The 1,494-nt window shown below is 70.6% G+C and carries 1 protein-coding gene; it reads left to right on the top strand.

The features are described from left to right. Positions 1-132 precede the first annotated feature (132 nt). Entirely contained in the window at positions 133-1,470 is a 1,338-nt protein-coding gene (locus ALA01S_RS30975; RefSeq protein WP_084268122.1) for an IS4 family transposase, read from the top strand. Positions 1,471-1,494: the final 24 nt, after the last annotated feature.

Below are 1,494 nucleotides of genomic sequence, written 5' to 3'. Positions count from 1 at the left end.
CCACCCCTTTCAAGGTGCTCGCATACCGGGCCGCTGACACTTGCGGTGAGCCGCAAGGTCAAGCGGAGGTGTGCGATGACGGTAGTGGATGCTGTCGTGGAGCGCTTTGCGCACCACAGTCCCGTAACGCTCATGGCGCGGCTGGCGCTGCAGCACACGCTCGATGCGGCCTGGATCGATGAGGTGTTCGCCCAGCACGCGGAGCACCAGTACGTGCGCGAGTTGCTGTTTTCGACCACGGTAGAGCTCATGAGCTTGGTGGCCGTGGGGCTGCGGCCGTCGCTGCACGCGGCGGCACAGGCCGCCGGCGCGGCGCTGCCGGTGTCGATCACGGCGCTGTACGACAAGGTCAATGGCACCGAGCCGGCGCTGGTGCGCGCGCTCGTGGCCGGCAGCGCCCAGCGCCTGGCGCCCGTGATGGCACAGCTGCAGCACGGCAAGCCGGCACTGGCCCCGGGCTGGCGCGTGCGCATCCTCGATGGCAGCCACTTGGCGGGCAGCGAGCGGCGCATCAAGCCGCTGCGCGGCTACCGCGGCGCGGCACTGCCGGGGCAGTCGCTGGTGGTGTTCGACCCCGACAGCGCTTTGGTGGTGGATGTGGTGCCGGCAGAGGACGCCCATGTGCAGGAGCGGCTGCTTGTGGCGCCGCTGCTGCAGCAGGCCCAGCGCGGCGAGCTGTGGCTGGCCGACTGCAACTTCAGCACTCGCGCCATCCTGGGCGGCTGGGCCGCACAAGGGGCCAGCTTCATCGTGCGCGAGCACGGCATCAACGCACACCCCACGCCGTGCGGCCCGCTGCGCCCATGCGGGCGCATCGATACGGGCACGGTCGCGGAGCAGCCGGTGCAACTGCCCCCGCCCGAGGGCCAACACGGCGAGCCCCGGGCGCTGCGGCGCATCGAGCTGGCGCTGGACGTGCCCACCGAGGACGGCGACACGGTGGTGCGGCTGCTGACCAACCTCGATGCCCGAGACATGGACGCCGGCACGATCGCACGGCTGTACCGCCGGCGCTGGTCCATCGAGTCGATGTTCCAGCGCCTGGAGGCCGTGCTGCACAGCGAAGTCGCCAGCCTGGGACAGCCCCGTGCGGCGCTGCTGGCCTTTGGCGTGGCGGTGCTGGCGTACAACGTGCTCGCGGTGCTGCAGGCGGCTGTGCATGCGCGCCATGCGAGCGAACTGGTCGATGTGCAGGATGTCTCGCTGTACTACCTGGCCAGTGAGGTCCGGGCGCACTACGCGGGCATGCTCGTGGCCGTGCAGCCGCAGGCGTGGGATGCCTACGACCGGCTCGATGCTGCGGCGCTGGCGCAGGCGCTGCTGGACATCGCGGCGCATGTCCAGCCCGCGCAACTGCGCCGCCATCGCCGCGGGGCCAAGCCCGTGGCAAAGAAGCACTACGTCAGCCATCGCGAGGCCTCGCGCCATGTCGCCACGGCCCGTGTTCTGGCCCGCGGTCGCATTGACTGATCAACGGACCTTGAAAGGGGTGGG

The sequence above is a fragment of the Azohydromonas lata NBRC 102462 genome, assembly GCF_001571085.1.
Taxonomy (GTDB): Bacteria; Pseudomonadota; Gammaproteobacteria; order Burkholderiales; family Burkholderiaceae_C; genus Azohydromonas; species Azohydromonas lata.
Note: the sequence above shows the minus strand (reverse complement) of the source record. Positions and strands in the feature narration are given on the sequence as shown.